Source organism: Variovorax paradoxus B4, assembly GCF_000463015.1.
In the GTDB taxonomy this organism is placed as follows: Bacteria; Pseudomonadota; Gammaproteobacteria; order Burkholderiales; family Burkholderiaceae_C; genus Variovorax; species Variovorax paradoxus_E.
This window is the reverse complement of sequence record NC_022234.1, coordinates 272,082-287,794: the sequence shown is the minus strand read 5'-3', so window position 1 is coordinate 287,794 and position 15,713 is coordinate 272,082. Positions and strand designations below refer to the sequence as shown.

18 protein-coding genes are annotated in these 15,713 nt (G+C 67.2%); 7 read left to right on the top strand and 11 right to left on the bottom strand.

Features of this window, described 5'->3' with window-relative positions:
• Genes VAPA_RS28470 through VAPA_RS28460 form a run of 3 tightly spaced genes read right to left on the bottom strand, consistent with a single transcriptional unit; the run spans nt 1 to nt 1,413 of the window.
• Nucleotides 1–345 carry a succinate dehydrogenase/fumarate reductase transmembrane subunit gene (locus tag VAPA_RS28470; protein ID WP_021003673.1) on the bottom strand — a complete coding sequence of 115 codons (345 nt, stop codon included), beginning with the start codon at nt 343–345 and terminating at the stop codon, nt 1–3.
• On the bottom strand, nt 342–677 hold the full coding sequence (locus VAPA_RS28465) for a succinate dehydrogenase/fumarate reductase subunit (RefSeq protein WP_021003672.1): 336 nt from the start codon (nt 675–677) through the stop codon (nt 342–344). The genes VAPA_RS28470 and VAPA_RS28465 overlap by 4 nt, the downstream gene beginning before the upstream one ends.
• A gap of 1 nt (nt 678) precedes the next feature.
• Complete coding sequence (locus VAPA_RS28460; RefSeq protein WP_021003671.1) at nt 679–1,413, bottom strand: succinate dehydrogenase/fumarate reductase iron-sulfur subunit; 735 nt, start codon at nt 1,411–1,413, stop codon at nt 679–681.
• Between the two features lie 353 nt (nt 1,414–1,766).
• Here VAPA_RS28460 and VAPA_RS28455 point away from each other — a divergent pair, with 353 nt between their 5' ends.
• The 3 genes from VAPA_RS28455 (at nt 1,767) to VAPA_RS28445 (ending at nt 3,111) form a co-directional block, all read left to right on the top strand.
• Nucleotides 1,767–2,039, top strand: coding sequence for a YlcI/YnfO family protein (locus VAPA_RS28455; protein WP_021003670.1), 273 nt, complete (start codon nt 1,767–1,769; stop codon nt 2,037–2,039).
• Nucleotides 2,036–2,356, top strand: a complete 321-nt coding sequence (locus tag VAPA_RS28450; RefSeq protein ID WP_041946657.1) for a type II toxin-antitoxin system RelE/ParE family toxin — start codon at nt 2,036–2,038, stop codon at nt 2,354–2,356. Before VAPA_RS28455 ends, VAPA_RS28450 begins: the two co-directional genes overlap by 4 nt.
• Before the next feature lie 122 nt (nt 2,357–2,478).
• The gene (locus tag VAPA_RS28445) at nt 2,479–3,111 is read left to right on the top strand and encodes a DUF4337 domain-containing protein (protein WP_021003669.1); all 633 of its coding nucleotides are present in this window, start codon (nt 2,479–2,481) and stop codon (nt 3,109–3,111) included.
• 64 nt (nt 3,112–3,175) lie between these two features.
• Here the strand turns inward: VAPA_RS28445 and VAPA_RS28440 are convergent, their stop codons facing one another.
• The gene (locus VAPA_RS28440; protein WP_230559087.1) at nt 3,176–4,138 is read right to left on the bottom strand and encodes a LysR family transcriptional regulator; all 963 of its coding nucleotides are present in this window, start codon (nt 4,136–4,138) and stop codon (nt 3,176–3,178) included.
• Between the two features lie 6 nt (nt 4,139–4,144).
• On the opposite strand from VAPA_RS28440, the gene VAPA_RS28435 reads away from it, so the two are divergent.
• From VAPA_RS28435 to VAPA_RS28425, 3 genes are read left to right on the top strand one after another with little or no spacing between them, the layout of a single operon-like run.
• Nucleotides 4,145–5,596: an amidase gene (locus VAPA_RS28435; RefSeq protein ID WP_230559086.1), complete on the top strand. Its 1,452-nt coding sequence runs from the start codon at nt 4,145–4,147 to the stop codon at nt 5,594–5,596.
• A gap of 43 nt (nt 5,597–5,639) precedes the next feature.
• Complete coding sequence (locus VAPA_RS28430) at nt 5,640–6,605, top strand: tripartite tricarboxylate transporter substrate-binding protein (RefSeq protein WP_021003666.1); 966 nt, start codon at nt 5,640–5,642, stop codon at nt 6,603–6,605.
• Nucleotides 6,606–6,612: 7 nt separating this feature from the next.
• Complete coding sequence (locus VAPA_RS28425; RefSeq protein WP_021003665.1) at nt 6,613–8,061, top strand: MFS transporter; 1,449 nt, start codon at nt 6,613–6,615, stop codon at nt 8,059–8,061.
• A gap of 52 nt (nt 8,062–8,113) precedes the next feature.
• Here the strand turns inward: VAPA_RS28425 and VAPA_RS28420 are convergent, their stop codons facing one another.
• Complete coding sequence (locus VAPA_RS28420) at nt 8,114–8,557, bottom strand: ester cyclase (RefSeq protein WP_021003664.1); 444 nt, start codon at nt 8,555–8,557, stop codon at nt 8,114–8,116.
• Nucleotides 8,558–8,664: 107 nt separating this feature from the next.
• Here VAPA_RS28420 and VAPA_RS28415 point away from each other — a divergent pair, with 107 nt between their 5' ends.
• A complete protein-coding gene (locus VAPA_RS28415) occupies nt 8,665–9,435 on the top strand; it encodes a helix-turn-helix transcriptional regulator (protein ID WP_041946656.1) in 771 nt (256 codons plus the stop codon).
• Nucleotides 9,436–9,461: 26 nt separating this feature from the next.
• On the opposite strand, the gene VAPA_RS28410 is transcribed toward VAPA_RS28415, so the two are convergent.
• The 6 genes from VAPA_RS28410 to VAPA_RS28385 all read right to left on the bottom strand — a co-directional run bounded on the left by VAPA_RS28410 (nt 9,462) and on the right by VAPA_RS28385 (nt 15,482).
• Complete coding sequence (locus VAPA_RS28410) at nt 9,462–10,616, bottom strand: NAD(P)/FAD-dependent oxidoreductase (protein ID WP_021003662.1); 1,155 nt, start codon at nt 10,614–10,616, stop codon at nt 9,462–9,464.
• Nucleotides 10,613–12,028, bottom strand: a complete 1,416-nt coding sequence (locus tag VAPA_RS28405) for an FAD/NAD(P)-dependent oxidoreductase (RefSeq protein ID WP_021003661.1) — start codon at nt 12,026–12,028, stop codon at nt 10,613–10,615. The genes VAPA_RS28410 and VAPA_RS28405 overlap by 4 nt, the downstream gene beginning before the upstream one ends.
• On the bottom strand, nt 12,025–12,408 hold the full coding sequence (locus VAPA_RS28400; protein WP_021003660.1) for a (2Fe-2S)-binding protein: 384 nt from the start codon (nt 12,406–12,408) through the stop codon (nt 12,025–12,027). Before VAPA_RS28400 ends, VAPA_RS28405 begins: the two co-directional genes overlap by 4 nt.
• Nucleotides 12,409–12,427: 19 nt before the next feature.
• Complete coding sequence (locus tag VAPA_RS28395; RefSeq protein ID WP_015865681.1) at nt 12,428–12,922, bottom strand: Lrp/AsnC family transcriptional regulator; 495 nt, start codon at nt 12,920–12,922, stop codon at nt 12,428–12,430.
• A gap of 71 nt (nt 12,923–12,993) precedes the next feature.
• A complete protein-coding gene (locus tag VAPA_RS28390) occupies nt 12,994–14,397 on the bottom strand; it encodes an aspartate aminotransferase family protein (protein ID WP_021003659.1) in 1,404 nt (467 codons plus the stop codon).
• Between the two features lie 152 nt (nt 14,398–14,549).
• The gene (locus tag VAPA_RS28385) at nt 14,550–15,482 is read right to left on the bottom strand and encodes a 2-hydroxyacid dehydrogenase (RefSeq protein WP_021003658.1); all 933 of its coding nucleotides are present in this window, start codon (nt 15,480–15,482) and stop codon (nt 14,550–14,552) included.
• Nucleotides 15,483–15,713: the final 231 nt, after the last annotated feature.

The following is a 15,713-nucleotide window of genomic DNA, read 5'->3' as shown; positions in this document are numbered from 1 at the left end:
TCAAATCACTCTCGCGATGAACGCAAAGCCAAATGCCATCGATGCCGCAAAACCCCAGCCAATCCAGGCCAGGCGAGCGTCGCGGGTGGAGCTCCAGGGAAGCAGCTCGAGTGCGAGCAGGCGCGATCCAAAGAACATGTGCAGTGTCAGTAACAGGACGAGTCCCCACTCGCCGAACTTCATCGCGGGCATCTCCGACAGCTTCAGGAAGCGGTCGAGGCGTGCTTCGTCCAGGGCCATGCCGAGCACGTAGAAGTGGGCGGGTAGGAAGAGTGCAAGCGCCAGGCCCGAGAGGCGATGCCCCAGGAAGGCCCAGTACGCTTGATGACTGCGAGCGGTCTTCATGGCATCAGTCCCCCCACCGCGGCGACGGCGCGAAGGCCCAGGTACAGCAATGCGGCGCCGAACACCAGGCTCACCAGGGACGCGGCGCTTCGTCCGAGGCGCAGCCATTCGATGAGGATGTTGCGCACGCCGATCGGAACGTGGACGGCCACGCTGATCGCAAAGAGGCCGTAGAACGCGATCCACACCCAGTTGCCTTGCGTGCGAGAGAGGACTTCGCCAGCGGTCAGTCCGCCGCGGACCGCGTAGATGATGAGTCCCACATGCGTGAAGACAAATGGCGCCATGACCATTGCCGTGAGGCGCTGAAGAGCGAAGAGGCGAGCTTCCATTTCAGTCTCGCTTGAGGAAACTCAGGAGCGCACTTCGCTTCAGTCCCGCAATGCTGCCGGTCGGGCTCAGGCTGACCGGGCAATGCTTCATGCAACTGCCTTGCGTGTGGCACGAATTGCAGCCGCCACCGGACGTTGCCTTGTGCAAAACGTCGTTGGGGTCCGCATGTCGTTCGTCGTTGTAGAGGGTCCAGGCACGATTGAGCGCAGCTGGTCCCAGATAGTCCTTGTCCCAGGTGACGACGTCACAGGCGGCATAGCACACGCCGCAATTGATGCATTCGATCGCGGCATCTGCCAGCCTGCGCTTCTTGCTCTGGGGAGGCACCCGTGCCGGCGGATCATTCCGTGTTGCCGTGCCAACAAAGGTGCTGCCCGCCTTTTTCCACTTTTGGAAGAACTCGCGCATATCGACCACGAGGTCCTTGATGCGCGGCATGTTGCGAAGAGGCTCGATGACGATGACCCCCTCCTCTTCCACGCGGCTGACATGGGTTCGGCAGGTCCAGCGGGGCTTTCCGTTGACCGTCATCGCACAGGAGCCGCACACGCCAACGCGACAAGCGAATCGATAGGAAAGGTCTGGCTCCTGGGTCCGTTGGACCTCCGTCACGACGTCCAGCACGGTCTGGTTTTCGCGCCAGGGAACCAGATACGTTGATAAGGAACCATCGCCGGTTCCTCGAGAGATTCGTACGGTGAGTTGTCTCTGCTTCGTGGGGTTGTCGGTATCCATCTCTGCCTCGCATCTGCGACGAATCGCTATGGAGGAATTCTAGAAATCCTGTTTTTATGAATCAACATTATTTAAATTGATATTTATTGAACTTATTTCGCCCAGTCCGAGAAGTGATCTGCCCATGGAAGGTCTCCGTCCTGGTGCGGAACTTCAGTTTTCCTCGACGTCCGAGCCATGCCATTGACGCCGTGATCGCAGGCGGGCGGCACTTGGCGACCAATCAGGAAACCGCCTTGGTGCGATCACCAGGCCGCTGGCGGGCCCTGCCCTCCCCATCGCGATTTGCTACCGAGCATCGCCTCCGGCGCGGGTATATACTCGATGCGTCGCAATTGCAACGCATCACGGCCATGAAGACTTCCACCTTTCCTTCCCTTCGAGTCGAGGCCGAACTCCGCCTGGCCGCCGAGAGCGTGCTCCGCGAAGGTGAGACGCTCAGCGCGCTGATCGAAACAGCCGTGCGCGAAGCCATCCAGCGCCGCCAGGTGCAGGCGGACTTCCTCGCGCGCGGCCTGCACGCCAGCCAGGAGGCCCAGCGTACCGGCGTCTATCATTCCGCGGCGGCCGTGCACGGCGAACTCCAGGCACGGCTCGACGCGCGGCGTAAACAGGTGCTGGGTTGAACGGTGAATTCCAGGTCAGATACACCGACGCAGCCCGTGAAGACCTGATCCGACTTTTCGACTTCCTGCTCGTCCGTGCAAAAACGCGCGAGGATTTCGACGCGGCGCAACGCACCATCGACACCCTCGCCACGGCGATAGAGAATCACTTAAGCCGAACACCATTCATCTTCCGCAAAGCGAGTGATAGCCCGTTCTTGCGAGAACTCGTGATTCCCTGCAGCGGGGCCGGCTACGTCGCACTTTACGAGATTGAAGGTGCTGAGACCGTCAACATCCTGGCGCTTCGGCATCAGCGTGAAGACGACTACCACTGAGCAGCTGGGGATCACCACCTGCTGGATCGAGCGCCGCCATGCGCAGAAGGGGGCCGGCGGCACCATCGGGTCCCGGGCATACTCGCACGCGCTCCGAGAAACCACACTTCAACAAGGATCCCATGTCAGGACACGGCTTTCATGTGCACGGCCCGCACGACCACGAACTTGAACACGCGGCATCCGGCAGCGGCCATGGCGACAGCCATGGTCATGCGGAAGGCGGGGCAGCCTCGCCTTCCGGTGGCATGAGCATGACGAGCAAGATCGCCGTGTGTACCGCCGTGATCGCCACCGTCGGCGCGATCTTCTCGTACATGGGCGGGGCCACGCAGGCGAACGCCGGCCTCTACAAGAACAACGCCGCGATCAAGAAGACCGAGGCGTCGAACCAGTGGAATTACTTCCAGTCGAAAAGCACCAAGCAGGCCCTCGCCGAATTCGCGCGCGACACCGCGACCGACGACGTTCGCATGCAGGGATGGCAGGTCAAAGTGGCGCGCTACGAGCAGGAGAAGACCGACATCCAGGCCGCCGCGAAGAAGCTGGAAGCCGAGGCGAGCCAATGGGACGCCCAGTCGGAAGAGCAAATGCACCAGCACCATCGCTGGGCCCAGGCGACGACCGTGCTGCAGGTGTCGATTGCGCTGGCCGCCATTGCCTTGCTGACGAAGAAGAAATGGCTCGAGCGCGCGATGTTCGGCGTGGCGGCCGCGGGGCTGGTGGTGGGGGCGCTGGCTGCGTTTCACATCTAGCAGCCGGGCCGGCGCGAGTCGGAGGCAGCGCGCGTAGCTGCCGCCCAGGCTTCCCGGCCCTCTGCTACGCAGCTTGCCGCAGCGAGGCGCGCGCGCAAGCCAGGAAGGGTTCGATGAGCGGACTCTGCCAATCGCTGCGCCAGCAGGCGGCGATGTCCATCTTTGCATCGACGTTCCGAAGCGCCCTGAACACCACCCCCGGAGGCCGGCCGATCCGGGCGCAGGCGGGCAGGATGGCCACGCCCTTGCCTGCCAGGACGAGCGCCAATGCCGACACCATGGTCTCGACCCGCTGCGCGATCGGCATGCTGACATCGTGCCGCCGAAGCATCGAGGCGATGACGGATTTGTCGACGTCTCCTTCGGGCACGGGCAGCCCGATCAGGGGCATGCCTGAAAGCCGCTCCATCGGAATGCTGGACATGCGGGCCAACGGCGAATCCGCGCGCACGGCCAGCATCAGCGGCTGGGTTCCGATGCGTTCGACCGCGATGCCTGGCTGGGCGATGGGCGGAATGCAGATCGCCACCGACACGTCCGAGTCCGTGAGGGCCGAGACGTTGTTGACGGCGTTCAGTTCCACATACTGGATTTCCACGTCCGGCAGCTTCGCCCGAAGCGTGTTCTCCAGGCGAGGGAGCACCAGGTAGGACAGCACGACCATGGTTCCGACCGTGAGCCGGCCCCTGCTGCCCGACCCGATCGCCCGCGCTGCGTCGAACCCTTCGTTGGCAAGCAGCAGTGCTTCCTTCGCGCGCTGGAAGAGCGCATTGCCGGCGTCGGTGATCTCCATGCCGCGCGCCGCCCTGCGGAACAGGGGCGTGCCCACCGCCGCCTCCAGGTTCTTGATGTGGACCGACAAGGGCGGCTGGGCCATGTTGAGCCGGCGTGCCGCCTTGCCCACGCTGCGTTCCTCGGCAACCGCCACGAAGTAGCGGAGCGTTCTGAAGTCCGGTGCTGCCATACGCTGGTCGTATGCCTTTTCAAGAAAACAGTATTGGACTCGATGTTGCGGCGCATCAATCATTTGCGCATGAAAAAGTTTCCGCGTCTTCCGAAGTCCGAAATCTGCGAGCTGTCCGCCGTGGCGCTGCGCACGCTGGTCGCGCAGCGAAAGCTCTCGCCGGTGGAGATCACCCTGGAAGTCCTGCGCCGTGCCGATGCCGTCCAGCCACACCTGAACTGCTTCATCACGCTCTGCCACGAGCAGGCGATGGCGCAGGCCCGCGAGGCGGAAAGCGCCGTGATGAGGGGCGAGCCGCTGGGCCTGCTGCACGGCCTGCCCTTCACCGTGAAGGACATCGTCGACACCGCGAACGTCAGGACGACCTACGGTTCCCTGCTGCATCGCGACCATGTTCCCGCGCAAGACGCGGTGGCCGTCGCGCGCATGCGCCAGGCCGGCGCCATCCTCATCGGCAAGACGACCACCTCCGAATTCGGCGCCAAGTGCCTGACCGACGCACCGCTGTTCGGAAGCACCCGCAACGCATGGGATGGAACGCGCACGAGCGGCGGCTCGAGCGGCGGGGCGGCCGCATCCATTGCGGCCGGCGTCGCGCCGCTGGCCATCGCCACCGACGGCGGCGGCTCGACCCGCATTCCCGCCGCCTGCAACGGCGTGGTCGGCCTGAAGCAGAGCCTGGGCGTGGTGCCCCACAGCCAGGTGCAGGACGCGTTCGGCAACTACACCTACGTGACGCCCACCACGCGCAACGTGGCCGACACCGCGCTCATGCTGCAGGCCATGACCGGCGCCCATGGGTCCGATCCCTGGTCGTTGGGTGTGCCGGCGCAGCGCTACTTCGACGCACTGCAGCCCGACGGCGATCTGCGCGGCAAGCGGATTCTCTATTGCGCAACACCCGCGGGGCGCCCGATCTCCGTCGACGCCGCCGCTGCCTTCGAAGCCGCCCTTGCCACCTTGCGTTCGATGGGCGCGCAGCTCGAACAGATGCCCGGCGAGGGCTACGACGTCGAGCCGGTGTGGCGGGTGATCAACCACACCAGCTGGCGCGGCCGCTTCGCGCCGCTGGCCGCAGCGCATGCCGACCAGCTGAGCCCGTCCTTGCTGCAGCAGCTCGCGCTCGCGGAGCACGTCGACGGGGTTGCCTTCCAGCAGGCCATGTTCGCCAGGACCGCGCTCTTTCGCAAGGTCCAGGCCCAGCTGGAGAGCCACGACTTCATCTTCACGCCGACGCTCTCCCGCACGGCGCTGCCGATCGACCAGGACCTGTTCGGCCGCATCGAGATCGATGGCGAGGCGTATGCCGAAGTGCGGGCGAACTGGTTTCCGTGGACGATGCCCTTCAACCTCACGGGCCACCCCGCCATCAGCCTGCCGTGCGGCGCGGGCCGCGACGGCCTGCCCATCGGCATGCAGCTTGTCGGCCGGTTCCGCGAAGACCAGCAGCTGCTGCAGGCCGCGTCGTTCTTCGAAGCCGCGCACCGGCCGGCGAACGCGCTGCCCACCCTCGCTTTCTGAGTCCGCCCCTCCGTTTCGTTCTCAACCCAGCAGGTACCCCACCATGGCCTCTTTCCTCAAGACACTTCTTCTCGGTGCGTCGATCGCCCTGATCGGCGCCGCTGCGCATGCCGATGCGCCCATCCGGCTGGTCATCGGCTTTCCGCCCGGTGGCGCGCTCGACAGCCTGGCGCGTTCGCTGGCCGAGGACCTGCGCACCACGCTCAAGGAGCCTGTGCTGGTGGAGAACCGGCCCGGCGCGTCGACGCGCATTTCCATCGAGGCCGTCAAGGCCGCACGGCCCGACGGCCGCACCATCCTGCTGGGCTCGACGCCGCCCTTCGTTCTCTTTCCGATGACCTATGCACGGCTGAACTACGACGTCGACAAGGACTTCATCCCGGTCGCGCACCTGGCGATCGTGCCCAGTGTCCTTTCCGCCGGCGCAGACCAGCCGTTCAGGACGGTTCCCGAATACGTCGCGTGGATCAGGAAGAACCCCGCCGGCGCCAGCGTGGGGCTGACCAACCTCGGAGGCGGACTGCACTTCAGCGTGCTGCAGCTGTCCAAGGCCATCGGCGTGCCGCTCGCGCCGGTCACCTACAAGGGCGGCGCGCCGCTCGCGACCGACATCGTCGGAGGCCACGTACCGCTCGGCGCCGACGCACTCGCCAGCCAACTCGAACTCCACCGCACGGGCAAGCTGCGGGTCCTGGGCGTTGCGGGCACCCGGCGGCTGAGCTGGCTGCCCGACGTTCCGACGATCAAGGAGTCGGGCTACGACGCCTTCGACCGCGCCAACGCCGCCTATGCCGCCTTCGTGCCGGCAGGAACGCCCAAGGACGTGGCCGCCAAGCTGGAGGTCGCCCTGCTCGCCGCCATGCGCAATCCGCAGGTGCGCGCGCAGGTCGATCGCATGGGCCTGGAGCCGACGGGGCTCCCCGGCGCGGAAGTGACGCGGATCATGAACGAGGACCGCGCGTACTGGCGCCCCATCGTGAAGGCCTCGGGGTTCAGGAGCGAAGACTGAATCGACGATGGCCGATGACGACCCCGACGCCGGCAGGGCCGATTGGGCGGTGCTCGTTGCCGCCAGTTCCGGCGCACTGCTGTGCTTTCTCAATCTCAGCGCACTCAATGTCGCGCTGCCGGCCGTGGCGCGGAGCCTGCACGCCTCGCCGGCGCAGGCGAGCTGGATCCTGCTGTCCTACATGCTGGTCAGCACCGTCTGCATCCTGAGCTTCGGACGCCTGGCCGATCTCTGGGGACGGCGCCGGCTCTTCCTCGCGGGACTGTGGCTTTTCGTGGCTGCCTGTGCGGCATGCGCCTTCGCACCCACCGCCGAACTGATGCTGGCGAGCCGCATCGCCCAGGCCGTCGGTGCGGCCGGCGTCATGGCCAACGCCAGCGCCTTGGTGGGCGATGCCTTCGGCCGCCGCAAGATGGGGCTGGCGCTCGGCGTGCTCGCCATGGTCGCGGCGCTGGCCCAGGTCGTGGGCCCGCTGGCGGGTGGCTTCGTCGTGTCGTGGTGGGGATGGCGCGTTCTTTTCATGCTCAACGTGCCGATCGGGCTTGGCGTGCTGGCGTGGTCCTGGAAGGTGCTGCCAAGGGGCGCGGCCGCCCGGGCCGAGCGCTTCGACCTGGCAGGCGCGGCGCTGTCCCTCGTCGGCATCGGATGCGTGACCTATGCACTCTCGATGGCCGGCACCCACGGTTGGACCAGCACGCCGGTGTGGGCATTCATGCTCGCAGGGCTTTGCGCCATCGCCCTCTTCTCCGGCGTTCAGATGCGTGTGGCCAGCCCGTTGGTCGACCCCTCGCTGTTCAGCGACCCGGGACGCCGGACCGCCTACGCGGGCATCCTGCTCCTGTCGATGACGCAGACGGCACCGCTGCTGCTGGTGGCCTTGTATCTGCAGGCTTGTGCGGGCCTGCAGCCATCGCAGGCGGGCCTGCGCATCGCACCGGTGGCATTCGGCATGCTGATGGCTGCGCCGGTGGCAGGCGCCCTGACGCGACGCTTCAGGCCCGAATCCATCTGCGTGGGCGGCATGCTGCTCGCGGGATGCGCCCTGGCGCTGCTGGCCGCCCTGCTGCAGCCGACGATCGGCGCCGTGCAGCTGTCGCTGTGCCTCTGGGTGCTCGGCCTGGGCATCGGGAGTTTCGTGACGCCGAACAACACATCGATCCTCCAGAACGTGGTGCCCCAGCGTCGAGGCATCGCCAACGGCGTCCGGTCAACGCTGCAGAACACGGGCATCATGATCGGAACCGCGCTGACGCTGAGCGTGGCGATGGCACAGCTTCCTTCCGGTTCGCAACGCATGATTCTGGGAAATGGCGGCCCGGGGCTTTCGAACCCGGATGTGGCGGCCTTCACCCAAGGGGCCAGTTCTGCGCTGGTGCTGCTTGCGGTCCTTTGCTTTGCCGGCGCGGCCCTGATCGCGAATACCCGGCGTCAAGCCGGCCGGCTGCAATCGGCGTGAAGGACACGGCGACAGGACTGCATCGACGCTCCCGCGGGTGTTCCGGCCGCATCTAGTTGCTGCGCAGGGGCGAAGCACCCACCCCGGCAGGAAGTGCGCCAATCTGCTGCAGCGCGCCCAGCCGGTCGGTTTCCAGCCAGGAGCGCACGATCTTGCCGTGGCGCAAGTGGTAGATGGCAATGCCTGTGTTCTCCACTCGGCGGTGCGACGCTTCCAGGCCGCGGAACTCGCCAGCGTGAATGGCCTGCCAGCGCCAGCGCACTGCGACCTTGTCCGGCTCGGCGATCAGGTCCTCGACCTGGAAGCGGATGTCCGGAAAGGCGCTGCGCAAGCCATTCATGGTCGTCGCAAAGCCCGCGGCGCCGCTCTCGCCGTTGGGCCCCACGTAGTCATCCGCGATCGCGTCCTGCAGCTCCTCGAAGCGTCCGTGCGACAGCCACTCTTCATAGAGTGCCCGGATCAGTTGGCTGTTTCGGGCCTTCAAATCGTCTTGCATGGTTTCTCCTGAATGGATGGAGCTCCATGCTAGGCAGCACGCAGGTTCGGCAATTGAACAAAATCAGTGCGTCACACAAGAAAAGGGCGCCCCGCTACCATCGGCCAATGCGCATGCGCTTGCTGCCAGCCACCCCCGCCCTCGCAGACCAGGTGCGGAATTTTGTGATCGTCGAAACCGCCGAGGCCGCCACTCGCCTGCTCATGCCGGAGCCAAGCATCTTGCTCGGCATTCGCTACGGCGGCTATGCCGAACAACTGGATGGACCGAAGACACGCCGCCTGCCCCAAGCCACACTGACGGGACTGCGCGACACCGCACGTTCGATGCACACCTCGGCCGGCGGCGGCATCGTGCTCGCTGCTTTCCGTCCTGCGGGCGCTGCGCAGTTCTTCGACCTGCCCGCAGAAGGCCTGTTCGGCACCACGCTCGATCTTGCCTCCCTGGTGGCGGACGCCGACCTGGCAGGTCTTTGCGCAGCCGTGGCTGCGGCTCGGGACGATCTGCAGCGCGTGGACTTCCTGGAGCGCTTTCTTCTCGCCCGACGAAGGCGGCCCGCCGACATGCTGGTGAGCGAGGCCCTGCGAGCCATCGAGAACAGCGTCGGAACGATCCGCATCGCAGCGCTTGCGTCGGATCTGGGCGTCAGCGTGGACTGGCTGGCAAAACGATTCCGCCGTACCGTCGGTGCGACACCAAAGCAACTCGCCTCCATCATCCGCATGCGCCATGCGTTGTCGCTGTACGGCGAGGCATCCAGCCTCACACAGCTGTCTGTCGAGGCTGGCTATGCCGACCAGTCGCACTTTATCCGCGAGTTCCGTTCCGTGACCGGCCAGGCGCCTCGGCGTCTGCTGAAAGGCAGCGAGTACTGTTGACCTGCGGTCTCGAGACCCTGCGCGCTTCAGGCAGCCCGCTTCGCCAACTCGGAGGCGAAGCGGCCGATCGAGAAGCTCTCGATGGGCGTTGAAGTCTTTCCGGTGGCGATCAGCTCGGCCATGGTCTCGCCCACGCCGGGGCTGATGGCGAAGCCTTCGCCATTGAATCCGAAGGCGTAGTGCAGCCCCGGCACGCGCGCGCTGGGGCCCATCACGGGTTGCCAGTCGGCGGTATAGCCCTCGATGCCGCTCCACACACGGATCAGCTGCACATGCTCGAAGGCCGGCACGAAGCGGCGCAGCTCGCGCAGCTGCCGCAGCACGTTGTCCGGCTTGACGTAGGCGCGCACGCGGTCCGCATGCGCCGGCCCCTTGAGCCCGCCGCCGAAGACGATGTTGCCGCGCGCGATCTGGCGGAAGTACAGGCCTTCGTGCTCAATCGGCGAAGAAAGACCGATCGACGGACCGATGGCGTAAGGCAGCGGCTCGGTCACGCCCATCTGCGGGCCGCGCGCCTCCATCGGTACGGCCTCGCCGAACTGTTCGGCCATGCGGTTCGACCACGCACCGCAGGCGACCAGCAGCTGCGACGCGCGAAAACGTCGTCCGTCGGCAGTGTGCGCCGTGAAGCCTGCGTCGTCCTGTTCGACCCGCATCACCTCGGCCTGCTCGACGATGTTCGCGCCGGCGCGGCGAGCCGCCCGCGCAAAGGCCGGACCGGCCAGGCGCGGATTGGCATGGCCGTCGTTCGGCGAGAGCGAACCACTCACCACCTCGGGCGCGAAGATGCCCCAGCGCTTGCGCAGCTGCTCGGCGTTGAAGAGCTCGAGGTCGAGGCCGAGCGGCTTCACGTCCTTCGCATGCTGCTCCAAGGTGGCGGCCTGCTTTTCGGTGTAGCAGACGCGCAGGTGGCCGTAGGGCACGAACTCCAGGTCTTCGCCCAGCAACTCCTTCACGCGGCCCCAGACGGCGCGCGCGCGGTTGGCCAGCGGCATCTGCGCCAGCACACGGCCCTGCCGCCGCACATTGCCGAAGTTGGAGCCGCTGGCCTGGCGGCCCACCAGCTCGCGCTCGAGCAGCGTGACCGACAGGCCGTGCTGCTGGCGCAGGAAGAAAGCGGCGGTGGTGCCCATGAGGCCACCGCCCAGGATCAGCACATCGGTGTTCTTGATTTCGCTCATGCCTGAACCTCGCGCGTGCTCATCGCCAATGGCTTGACCGGCGCCTGCGACCGCAGGCGGCCCACCAGTTCGATCGGCACGCCACTGGCCTGCGCGACGATCTCGGCCGAGGCATGGCCGCAGAAGCGGCCCTGGCAGCGGCCCATGCCGACACGGCTGAAGGCCTTGGCGCGGTTGACTTCGCGGCTGTCCATCTCGTTGACGCAGCGGCGCAGCTCGCCGGCTGTCACGGCTTCGCATCGGCACACGATCGCGTCGTCGGGCAGCGCCGCCGCTTGCGCATGCGGCCATGGAAAGGCGCGCGCCAGGCCTTCGCGGAAGCGGTTCATCTGGGCCAGCGTACGCTGCAGCGCGGCGGCTTCGGCGCCGTGGAGCGCCTGGCCCTTTGCATGGCCCAGGTCGGCCAATGCCGAGAGCGCCGCGAGCCGGCCGGCGGCCTCCGCGCCATCGGCACCGAGGATGCGGGCACCATCGCCCGCCAGGTACACGCCGCGCGTGCTGCTGCGCCCCTCGGCATCGATGCGTGGCAGCCATTGGCGGCTCAGCGGTTCGAAGTCGAACTCGCAGCGCGCGAGATCGGCCAGTTGCGTCTCGGCGCGCAAATGCCAGCCGAGGCCCACCGCATCGCATTCGAAGCGCTGTTCATGGCCCTGAACGTCGCGCACCACCACGGCCTGCACGCCTGCGCTGTCGTCGCCGTCGATGCGCAGCGGCGTCACGCCCTGCAGCACCTTCATACCGGCACGGCGCAAGCCGCGGATCAGCGCCAGCCCGCGCAGCGCGAGCCGAGGCCGCGCGAGCAGCCCGGCCATCGCGCCCCAGCTCTTGGCCGATGGCGAGGTATCGAGCACGGCCATCACCTGCGCGCCGGCCTGCACATACTGCGACGCGACGAGGTACAGCAGCGGGCCGCTGCCGAGAAACACGGTGCACGCGCCGATGGCGCAGGCCTGCGCCTTCAGCGCAATCTGCGAGGCGCCGAGGCTATAGCAGCCGGCGCGGTGCCAGCCCGGCACCGGCATCAACCGGTCGGTGGCGCCGGAACAGACGATCAGGGCATCGAACGGCAGCACCTGCGGCTCGCCGCCGCGCACGACGTGCAGCGCGCCTTCGCTGAGGTTCCAGGCCAGTGTGTCGCCGAGGTAGTCGACCTGGTCGCGCAGCGCATCGAAGTCGCGGTGCAGCGCCTGCGCCTTGTCGGCCTCGGTGCCATAGAGCTTGGCATAGGGGCGCTTGAAGCCTTCGGGCTGGCGCCGGTAGATCTGGCCGCCGTCGCGCCGGCCTTCGTCGACCACGATCGGCCGTACGCCGGCCTGCACCAGTGCCTGCGCCGCGCGCATGCCCGCGGGGCCCGCACCCACTACGACCACGCGCGGTGCGCTGGAAGATGCGCCGGAAGAGGTGTCGCTCATGCGCCGCTCTCCGCGGCCTGGCGTGCCAGCAGTTCCTTCAAATCGGGTGTCATGGGCCACTGCCCCACCGGCGGCCGCGTGAGCACCGACATGCCCGCCTCCACCGTCGTCGAGCAGGCGCGCAGCCGCTCGCCGGAAGCGGCCCACACCCAGCAGTCCTGGCAGGCGCCCATCAGGCAGAAGCCTGCGCGCGCGCCGTCGCCGAACTCGCTGTCCCGCACCTGCCGTCCCTGGCTCAGCAGCGCCACCAACAGCGTGTCGCCGGCCAGCGCGGTGGCCGGTTGGCCGTCGATCAAGAAGGCCAGCGCGGGCCGGTCGGTTTCCGCAAGCCGCACGAAGCGGGCCGGCGGGCGGGAGGAACTGGGCGTGGATTCGGGCATGGACAGTCGAGAGCGCCGGTCAGCGCGGGTGGGGAAACAGCCGTTCGATCGGGCAGTGCGTCTTGATGAACGGCGACTTGATGACGATGTAGCTGAAGTACTTCGAGATGCCGATGTTGCGTTCGAGCAGTTCCTCGATCACTTCCTGGTAGTGGTTGACGCCGCGCGTCAGGAAGCGCAGCAGGTAGTCGTAGCCGCCGCTCACCAGGTGGCACTCGAGCACCTCGTCCACCTCGCGGATGGCGGCCTCGAAGCGCACGAAGTCTTCGCGGTGGTGGTCCTGCAGCGTGACCTCGGTGAACACGGTGAGCGTGTCGCCGAGCTTCTCGAGCCGCAGGTGTGCGCCGTAGCCGGCGATGTAGCCGGCCTGTTCCAGCCGCTTCACGCGGATCAGGCAGGGGCTGGGCGACAGGCCGACCGCATCCGCGAGGTCGACGTTGGTCATGCGCCCGTTCTGCTGCAGCTGGGCCAGGATGCGCAGGTCGAGTCGGTCGATCTTGAAAGCTTCAGACATGGCAGTCCTGAAAAACGAAAGAGGATCCGATTCTGCTTTGCCGGCGCGGTGCTGGGGCAGTGCTTTCCCGCTCAGGCTGCTAGAGCCGCGCGCACATCGGCGGCGTCCAGCACCTCGTCGAGCGTTTTCTTCAGGCGCGCGAACATCTGGGCGAACTCGTCCTCGGTGAAGGTGAGCGCCGGCGCAAAGCCGAGGATGTGGTCGCCGAAGGAGCGGAACACCAGGCCGTTGCGGTAGCCGGCGGCAAAGATGCGGTCCGACAGTCCGAGCGCCGCATCGAAGCCGCGCTTGCTCTGCTTGTCGCTCACCAGTTCCAGCGCGCCCAGCAGGCCGCGGTGGCGCGATTCGCCCACCAGCGGGTGCGTGCGCAGCGCATCGAGCCCGGCCGCGAAATGGGCCGCGCCGCGCTGGCCGTTGGCGAGCACGCCGCCCTCTTCGTACAGGCGCAGCACCTCGAGCGCGACCGCGGCGCTCACCGGGTGGGCCGAATAGGTCGCGCCGTGGCCGACCGACACGCCCGCCGGCGCACCGTCGGCGATGCCGGCATAGACCTTCTCCGACATCATCGTCGCGCCCATCGGCACATAGCCCGAGGTCAGGCCCTTGGCCATGGTCATCAGGTCGGGCTCCACGCCCTCGGCCTCGCAGGCGAACATGGGTCCGGTGCGGCCGAAGCCGGTGATGACCTCGTCGACGACGAACAGGATGTCGAGCTCGCGCGCAGCATCGCGCATGGCTTTGAGCCAGCCCTTGGGCGGCACGATCACGCCGCCCGAACCCTGGATCGGCTCGCAGAAGAAGGCGGCCACGTTGTCCGCCCCCAGTTCGGCCACCTTGGCGCGCAGCGAGGCCACCGATGCGGCGATCAAGGCCTGCGGATCGGCGCCGTCTGCATGGCGGTACGGGTTGGGCGACGGGATGTAGTGTTGCGTGGGCAGCGGCAGGTCGAAGCCGCGATGGAAGGCGGGCAAGGCCGTGAGGCCCGCACCGGTGGACGAGGAGCCGTGATAGCCGCGCTCCAGCGCGATGAACTGCTTCTTCGACGGCTTGCCGATGGCGTTGTAGTACTGCACGATGAAGCGCACGGCGGCATCGACGGCCTCCGAGCCGCCGAGCGTCAGGTACACGCGGGTCAGCGATGCGGGCGCGATCTGCACCAGCTTCTCCGCGAGGCGAATGGCCGGTTCGCTGCTGAAGTGGAAGTAGCCGGTGGCGTACGGCAGGCGCCGCATCTGCTCGGCCGCGGCCTGCACCACGCTCTCCTGGCCGTAGCCCACGTTCACGCACCACAGGCCGGCAAAGGCGTCGAGCAGTTCATGCCCGTTCGCATCGGTGAGCCACGCGCCCCGGGCCGAGGCCAGCACGGCGGGGCCACGCTGCTCGTGCGTGCGCCAGGGCGAGACGGGATGAATGAGGTGGGCACGGTCGATGGCGTCGAGCGTGGCGAGTTGCGGCAATGCGGTGGGATGCGTCATGGCGGTGTCGGATAAAGCGAGAGCGAAAGGAGCTTTCGATGCCCCCAGCTTAGGCCGCGCGCCGCATAGCGTGGTGCTGCTTTGGGGGTGCCGTACGAAGCAGGCTGCGGTTATGCGCGCCGCCACAGCACATCATGCGGCCGGGTTTTTCTTCAGTAGCCCTTGGCGCGGTCCACGCGGCCGACCATCGGCTCGCCGGCTTCGAAGCGGCGCAGGTTGTCGAGCACGGCCTCCGCGGCGCTCAGCGGCTGCGTCATGCTCGCGATGTGCGGCGTGAGCTGGATGCGCGGATGGCGCCAGAAGGCATGCGCGGGCGGCAGCGGTTCGGGGTCGGTCACGTCGAGCACGGCATCGCCGATCTGGCCGCTGGCCAGTGCGTCGAGAAAATCGGCCTCGACCAGGTGCGGCCCGCGGCCCACATGCACCAGGCCCGCGCCCATCGGCAACATCGAGACCAGCTTCGCATCGAGAAAGCCGCGCGTCGAATCGGTGAGCGGCAGCAGGCACACGAGGATGTCGGTGCGCGCGAGAAAGGCGGGCAGCTCATCGGCGCCCGCATGGCATTGCACGCCATCGACCTCATGCCGCGAGCGGCTCCAGCCCGCGCAGTCGAAGCCCAATGCGACAAGCTGCGCCAGCACGGCCTGGCCGAGCGAGCCCAGCCCCAGAACGCCCACGCGCCGCTCCGCCGCGGGCCGCACTGGCAGCGGCTGCCACTGGCCTTCGTTCTGCTGGCGCCGGTACTGCGGCATGTCGCGGTGCAGGCCGAGCACGGCATGCGTCACGTACTCGACCATGCCGCGCACGATGCCGGGTTCGACCATGCGCACCACGGGCAACTCGGGCGGGAGTGCTGCGAAGTCGAACTGGTCGACACCCGCGCCAGAAGAGAACAGTACTTCGAGATTCGGGAAGCGCTCGGCGATGTCGTCCGGCGGCACCCAGGCCGCGAGAAAGCGCACCTGCGCCGCATCGCCGATGTCGGGCCAGATGCGGAAGTCGATGTCGGGGCGGTGGCGGCTGAATACTTCGGCCCACTGGCGGCCGCGTACGGGGTCTGACTTGTAGAGGAAGGTGGTCTTCATGGTGAGGTGTATTTGGTGTGCTTGTGTTCTTGGCGATGTTGTTCAGGGCGCGTGCCCAGGCCACCGGGTACTCCCCTCCGCGAACGTCCCCCGGCTTCGCCTCCTCCTTTAATTCGCTGCGGGAAGCACCCGATGCCCTGTGCACTGGGGCACGCTCCGGGTGTACCGCTGATCAACGACTGCTCTGAATCACGCTCCCGCTGATGGGGTGCCTTGCGCAGCGAAATCAAG